Origin of the sequence: Micromonospora matsumotoense (genome assembly GCF_900091525.1) — a bacterium.
In the GTDB taxonomy this organism is placed as follows: Bacteria; Actinomycetota; Actinomycetes; order Mycobacteriales; family Micromonosporaceae; genus Micromonospora; species Micromonospora matsumotoensis.
The window spans coordinates 78,055-84,378 of sequence record NZ_FMCU01000023.1 but is presented as its reverse complement, the minus strand read 5'-3'; the positions used below and the strand labels follow the sequence as shown (position 1 = coordinate 84,378).

Genomic DNA, 6,324 nt, shown 5'->3' with positions numbered 1-6,324 from the left:
CTGGGCTTGACCCGTTTCGACGGACGGGGTCGATGTGGTGATCTTATCTAGGCGGCCTGGTGTACCGGTTGAATGGTGTGGCGGGTGGCTTCGTAGGCGGCTGGGCTGAGGTAGCCCAGCGAGGAGTGCCGGCGACGGGTGTTGTACCAGCCTTCGATGTACTCGAATGTGGCCTGGCGGGCGGCGGTGTGTGTGGGCCACGGCTGCCGGTGCAGCAGTTCGGTCTTGACCGTAGCGAAGAAGGACTCGGCTACCGCGTTGTCCCAGCATTGCCCGCGACGGCTGTTGGACAGGCGGATGCTGTGGGTGGCGGCGAGGCGGGCGTGTTGGGCGCTGGTGTACTGGCAGCCGCGGTCGGAGTGGAAGATCAGCCCAGACGGTGGGCGGCGCCGCACGATCGCGTCGTTCAGGGCGGCATCGATCAGGTCGGTTTTGAGGTGATCGGCGACGGCCCAGCCCACGACGCGACGGGATGCCAGGTCGATGACAGTGGCCAGATACAGCCAGCCCTGCCACGTGTTGATGTAGGTGATGTCTCCGCACCAGCGGGTGTCGATGCGGGCGGGGTCGGTGGTGAAGTCCCGACCGATCAGGTCCGCACGATCGGCTGCCGCGGGGTCGGTGATGGTGGTCGTCTGCCACCGGCGCGGGCTCTTGCCGCGCACGCCGACGTCGCGCATCAGCCGGGCGATGCGTTTACGTCCGTGCCGCAGCCCGGCGTCGGTCAGTTCGGCGTGCACCCGGGGGGCTCCGTAGGTGCCCTTCGACATCGCGTGCACCTCGATGATCTTCGCGGTCAGCGCCTGGTCGGTCAGGTCTCGCTGCGACTGCTGACCGGTGGCGTGCTGGTAGTAGGCGGATCGGGAGACCTTCATCAGCTCGCACGCGCGTGTGACGTTGTGCTTGCCGGCCTTCTCCGCCTCGATGAACGGGTACACGTTCACCGGGTCTCCTTCGCGAAGAAAGCCGTCGCCCGCTTCAAGATATCGACGTCCTCGCGCAACCGGCGGTTTTCCCGCCGCAGTTGGGCGAGTTCGGCCTTCTCGTCGCTGCTCAGCCCGTCGGAGCGGGTACCGGTGTCGAGTTCGGCTTGCTTGACCCAGTCACGCACCGCGGTCTCGGTCAAGTCGAAATCGTCGCTGACCTGCCTGATCGTGCGGTCCCCACGCTGACACAGCTCAACGATCTCGGCCTTGAACTGCGCCGTGAACGACCGGCGAGGCCGGGGCCGCTTCTTACCCATGCTCTCCATGATGCTGGACATCCTCCCGGAGCCCACCGGGCTCCTGATCTCGGATGTCCGTCAAAACGGGTCAGGCCCAGTTCGCGTTCGCGTGGGCCGCTGCGCCCCCAGACGCTCATCGGTTCCAGCAGGTGCCGGTCCTGCCATTCGAGACGGTCTCCGTTGGAGATCATGGCGCCGGTGATGCCGTCCGCATCGCCGAACAGCCGGATTCGTCGGGACTGCCAGGTGTAGAGGCTGAGCAGGCCCCAGGGACCGCGGGTCACATCAGCTTCCTCGGCGGCCGTCTGCGGGTGGCGTTCCCACACCGGCAGGTCTCGCTGATCGGCCCGCTGCCAGCCGGGGGCAATCGGCACCAGGTTGAGCAGCAGGGTCTCCCGCAGGGTGTCGCCCTCCACGTAGATGCCGCCGAGCCAGCCGAGCAGGCTGGCGCCGATCGGATAGCCCTTGCCCTTCTTGGCCCGAGGGTCGCCGACCGCTCCGGTCTTGATGCCCGAGGTGTCGTACGCCTGGCAGTGCACCAGCCACCGGGCGGCCTCCGCCGGGGTGATCGACTCCAGGCCGGAGGTCGGGTTGCGTCTGGGAGGGGAGCGGTCACGTGCCTGAGTGGGTTCCCGTCACGCTCGTGCTGACCTACGTCGGCATGGTGGCCCTGATGGCCTTGTCCAGCGTGTTCAGCGAGACCGCGCCCCGCCGCGACGCCGCTTACAAGGTGCTGCGGGTGCTGCTGCCCTGGGGTGCGGTCAGCGTGGCCACCCACGCGATCGTCACCTACGCCATCACGGGCATATAGCGCGCGAGGGTGCGCGCCGGCCCGGCGCGCACCCTCACGGACCGGCCGGAGTGATTCCGCAGAATCGCCCCGACTTCAAGATCACCTGTTCATGCCTCCATAACTGATCCTGTCGAGGCACGAAATTGTTGGACCCGGACCGTAGCGTCGTCGATTCGTATGTGGCGCTTGGTGGTTCGGGCCGGAAGTCCTTCGGGGTAGACGACCTGAGGTCTGATGTGCGGTCCGACGGTCAGGGTGTGATGGGTGAGAGTGGTCACTGTCTACAAGATGGGGACGCTTCAGTTGTGGGCTCGGGTAGGTGTGCCGGCGGTTTGGTGGAGGTAGCGGCGGCCTGCGGTGAACACGAGTGCGATTGTGGCGCCGAAGAGCGCGCTGTGGGCGATCATGGGTTGGGGTATCAGCCACCAGTCCCAGCCGCCGACGGTGGCATGGACCAGCCAGAACAGGCTCATCGTGTCGAGGATCGCGCCGACCAGGTTGACGACGTGCGACACGAGGAGCAGCGCGGCGGTGGCGGTGGTGGCGGCGAACGCGGCCAACCAGGTCATGCGGTTGACCGCCGCGATCAGGACCAGTGCGGTGAATGGGCCGTTGGCGGCCAGGGTGTAGGAGTCGGGTGGTCCGATGGCCACGAAGACGCCGGCCACTGCCCCGATGCCCAGTGCCACTGGCAGCCCGTATCGCCGCTGCGGTGCACGGCTGCGGGCGGCGAGCGCGCACGCGCCGGCCACTACGCCGAGTAGGGTGGCAACCGCGGCGCTGGCCGTGGTCAGCGAGGTGGAGCGGATGACAATCTCGTCGACGTGGCCGGTCTGCTCGGCCAGAACAGGTGCGCAACAGGCCGCGATGCCGGCGAGCATCACCAGCCTTTTGCGCTGTGCCGCCGGGGTGGGGGCCGGTGCGGCGTGGTCGAGTCGTCGCCCGAGAGTGAGTGCGGTGTGCAGCGCCACGGCGGCGAGCAGGGCGTACGCGGCCGTGGGGAGGATCCCGCGGGGTGCGTGTGCGGAGCCGATCGCATCGGCTACCGGCACGATCATCAGGGGCAGGACGGCGATCAGCCGGGATGTGGCTAGCGCGGTGGCCACGGCGATCAGCACGAACGCCGCCAGGCGGATTTCGTAGGTCCAGATGAAGCGGATCTGGGTCCGGGAGGTCGCGGCGGGGTCTGCGGCCGGCGTGGCCAGCCCGAGGGCCAGCGCCCAGATGAGGCAGCCCAGGATGGCGCTGGCGAGTCCGACCCGGCGCGGCCAGTCGCGTACGGCAGGACCGGCTCGCACCACGCCGGCCGGCGGCGGGTTGCCGTTGTGTTCGACTGGCTGGGCGTGGACTGCTGACGTGGTGGCCGGGTGGGCGAGTCGGCGTCCGTACCAGAGCAGGAAGGCGGTGGCCGGCAGCAGTGTGCGGCTTAGCTGGAAGCCGGTCACGCCGACCCGCTGGGACAGTTGCTCCCATGCCCCGGTCAGGTACATCGGCAGTGCCAGGAACGCGTGGGCCGGGGGCGCCGTGGGCAGTACGGTCACCGCAACCGTCACCTCGACTGCCAGCAGACCACCGGCCACACCGACGGCGACAGCGCGGTGGCGGTGACCGCGCCGGTCCAGCCGGACCATCGCACCCAGCGTGGCGGCCAGCAGCGTGACCCAACCGAGCGTGGCCGACACCAGCAGCAGCAGGTCCCGGGCCGGTGCCGCGTTGATCAGCATCCACAGGTACACGGGGGCTGCGGCGGTCAAGGCTGGGATGATCGCGTACCCCACGACGGTCCCGCGCAGCCACCCGGCCACGGCCGGCACCCCGGCGGCAGCGGCCCCGCCTGCGGCGGCGCAGCCCCCAGCGCCCAGGACGCAGGCGGCCACGGCGACGCCGCCGTAGCCCACGGCGGCCGGTCCGGAACGGCCGGAGAGAACGCCGAACACACCATCGTTGACACCGGGCAACGACCGTACGGCCATGTCGACAGTCATCTGAGCCACGGTGGACAGCACGATGGCACCGATTGGTACCAGCAACAGCACGATGACGGCCGTCGCCGTCCGGGCCGCGCCGCCGAGCAGGCCGGGCGCGGTCAGCGGGGAACGTTCGGGTGCCCGCGCGCACGCCAGGCTCGCCGCGAAGCACAGCCGACGCCAGGCCCGTACCGCTGGCGGGCTGTCGACCTCCGCGGCCAGGGCGTGCATTTCACCGGCCCACTCGGCTGCCTGCTCCTCGCGCAGGTCGACCGGCCACCGCCGGGCGGCGGTGTGCAGCAGCGCCCCGACCAACCTATCCACCGACCGGGTCAGCACACCGCACCCGGTATCCCCGCCGACACCTGCCGAGGCAGCACCGGCGACGCCGCCGTACCAGGACCCAACCCTGCGGCGAGGCCATCGAGCTGGCCACGTAGAGCGGCCAGTTCCAACCGGGCACTGACCAGCCCGTCCCCGGTCAGCCGGTAGTAGCGCCGCGGCGGGCGGCCAGCCTCGACCGGATCAACGTCCTCCCACCGAGTCTGCACCCAACCGGCCCGCTGCAGCCGAAGCAGGATCGGATACAGCGTGCCGCTCGGATGCCCCGTCGCCCGCATCAACTCCAACCCGTAACGGTCCGCGCTCGGATCGGCGCAGAACGCCGAAAGCACCTTGGCGACGGCGACGGTGACACGAACCCGCTCGATATCCATATCGGGATTCTACATAGGGTCCGGGTCAGTTCCTCGTCCGATCTCGTCAACGGCGCCAGTAAAATTGGCGACACCGATCACCGTCGGCCCACGGCAGGACAGCCCAACCGGCACCCCTGATCGGCTCGCCAGCCAGGGCTGGCACCCGGCACACCACTCGTCGAAGGCCCGATACATCCCATAAGGGGGCCCTTTGATCAGCATTGAGGCTGTCCCTTACAACTCCTAACTCTTTGAGCGTTGGAGTCTGCGCCAGCAGATGATGGCGCAGGCGAGGGTGAGGAAGGCTTCGTGGATGTCGTCGCGGATCTCCGTCGCGGCGTTCGACTACGGCGACACACTTATCGGCGTCAACCTCACCGCCTTAGACGACCAGGACGATCCCCTTCTCGTCCCGGTCAACCAGTCCTTCCGCGGCGACGCGGTCACCTGGCTGCCTCAGATCCCCGACACCCAGCACAGCACATCATCAGCTGAAACCCCGGTGCCGGGATGGCTGACAGCAGCCAGCCCGAAGCCTGAAGTTCTGCCGGGGGCATCTGGCGCACGTCCACGACTGCCGTGCTGTCGCCCGAACATCGTTGCCGAGGAGGACTGACACTCCGACACGCCAGACCCGTCATTGGAACACTCGTTCGATGAGGCTAGGCTGGCCGCTGCCCGAGCCACCAGAACGAAGGCGGTGATCCTCTTGCCTATCGTGGGCGCCCTTGTCGTCGAGAGCCTGGCCCTGAACGCCACGATCGATGTGCCGTTGACGTTGCGGCGTATCCACCGCCTCCCCGCGTGGACCGCCGCTGGCGACCAGCCGGCCCAGTGGACACTGGTCGACTTCACGGGCCCCGACGATGCTGGCGACGAACTCGCCCGTCAGCTCGCCGCCGCGTTGTCCCCGGGGCGCTGGTACGCCGACTACGCCACCGACGGCACCAGCTGGGTCGTGTTCGCCGGCCGCGTCTTCACCTATCCCCGAGGCGACGACACCGGGCGGCGGGAAGCGGTCACCTACGCCCGCGACGTCGGCGTGCCCGAGGCGCAACTCGACTGGCCCCGCTGACCGGAGTTGGCCAGCGCCGGTCGCTGCACGGAAGGCGTGCCGATGTGGTGGGAGCGTCGGAAGTCCTTGCGGGGGATGACCGTCGCTGCCGGCATCCGCCACTGCATGAGTCCGGCGGGCTGGGCGGGTTGCGCGAGTGCGGCGGAGAGCCGGCGGCTGGCGGCGGCGTTGTAGGACGCGCGGCGCAGCAGCCGGGCTCCGGCGGTGAACTGGTCGTGGACGCAGTCGCGCGGCGCTGCCTTGATGATCGTCGAGGCATGCCAGGCGAGCCAACACCGCAGGAACCGTGCAGTATGGGTCCTTTCCGCCGTTCCTCGTGTGCCCCGCCGGGGGCACGTAGCAGAACTGCAAAGCACACCGCCATCGGCCGATCACTGATCGTGGAAGCTGGTTTCGCGCTTGAGTAGATGATCGAGGATGCCCCGGCCATCCGGCCGGGGCATCCTCGCGTTGACCCCGATGTAGGGTGCCGAACGCGCCCGGATCGCGGCATTTCCGGGCGTCGCGGGACAGCATGGGTAGCGCAGAGCGTGACGGCCCTGCAGGCGTGCGATCAGCTCACTGAA

Annotated in this window: 7 protein-coding genes and 1 pseudogene; 3 read left to right on the top strand and 5 right to left on the bottom strand. The window is 68.9% G+C overall.

The genetic code is table 11. The annotated features are described in order from the left end of the window. Positions 1 to 47: 47 nt before the first annotated feature. The 3 genes and pseudogenes from GA0070216_RS29670 to casA all read right to left on the bottom strand — a co-directional run. Positions 48 to 944, bottom strand: a complete 897-nt coding sequence (locus GA0070216_RS29670) for an IS3 family transposase (RefSeq protein WP_091245182.1) — start codon at positions 942 to 944, stop codon at positions 48 to 50. Beyond that, a complete protein-coding gene (locus GA0070216_RS29665; RefSeq protein ID WP_176738962.1) occupies positions 941 to 1,243 on the bottom strand; it encodes a transposase in 303 nt (100 codons plus the stop codon). The genes GA0070216_RS29670 and GA0070216_RS29665 overlap by 4 nt, the downstream gene beginning before the upstream one ends. A 107-nt stretch (positions 1,244 to 1,350) precedes the next feature. Then, a pseudogene (gene casA / locus GA0070216_RS29660) lies at positions 1,351 to 1,803 on the bottom strand (type I-E CRISPR-associated protein Cse1/CasA); the annotation flags it as partial. A gap of 38 nt (positions 1,804 to 1,841) precedes the next feature. Here casA and GA0070216_RS29655 point away from each other — a divergent pair. After that, entirely contained in the window at positions 1,842 to 2,036 is a 195-nt protein-coding gene (locus GA0070216_RS29655) for a hypothetical protein (protein ID WP_091252996.1), read from the top strand. A gap of 281 nt (positions 2,037 to 2,317) precedes the next feature. Here the strand turns inward: GA0070216_RS29655 and GA0070216_RS29650 are convergent, their stop codons facing one another. Both GA0070216_RS29650 and GA0070216_RS29645 read right to left on the bottom strand, forming a co-directional pair. Continuing rightward, complete coding sequence (locus tag GA0070216_RS29650) at positions 2,318 to 4,309, bottom strand: hypothetical protein (protein WP_141723236.1); 1,992 nt, start codon at positions 4,307 to 4,309, stop codon at positions 2,318 to 2,320. An 8-nt stretch (positions 4,310 to 4,317) separates the two neighbouring features. Next, a complete protein-coding gene (locus tag GA0070216_RS29645) occupies positions 4,318 to 4,701 on the bottom strand; it encodes a PadR family transcriptional regulator (RefSeq protein ID WP_091252992.1) in 384 nt (127 codons plus the stop codon). 295 nt (positions 4,702 to 4,996) lie between these two features. On the opposite strand from GA0070216_RS29645, the gene GA0070216_RS29640 reads away from it, so the two are divergent. Both GA0070216_RS29640 and GA0070216_RS29635 read left to right on the top strand, forming a co-directional pair. After that, positions 4,997 to 5,299 (top strand): hypothetical protein, encoded by a 303-nt coding sequence (locus GA0070216_RS29640; protein WP_141723235.1) that lies wholly within the window; start codon positions 4,997 to 4,999, stop codon positions 5,297 to 5,299. Positions 5,300 to 5,383: 84 nt separating this feature from the next. Beyond that, positions 5,384 to 5,758, top strand: coding sequence for a hypothetical protein (locus GA0070216_RS29635; RefSeq protein WP_245722820.1), 375 nt, complete (start codon positions 5,384 to 5,386; stop codon positions 5,756 to 5,758). The last annotated feature ends 566 nt before the right edge of the window (positions 5,759 to 6,324 follow it).

Coding starts and splice junctions, on each gene's coding strand:
- GA0070216_RS29645 (WP_091252992.1), bottom strand. CDS start 4,701: ATGGATATCGAGCGGGTTCGTGTCACCGTCGCCGTCGCCAAGGTGCTT.
- GA0070216_RS29640 (WP_141723235.1), top strand. CDS start 4,997: ATGTCGTCGCGGATCTCCGTCGCGGCGTTCGACTACGGCGACACACTT.
- GA0070216_RS29665 (WP_176738962.1), bottom strand. CDS start 1,243: ATGGGTAAGAAGCGGCCCCGGCCTCGCCGGTCGTTCACGGCGCAGTTC.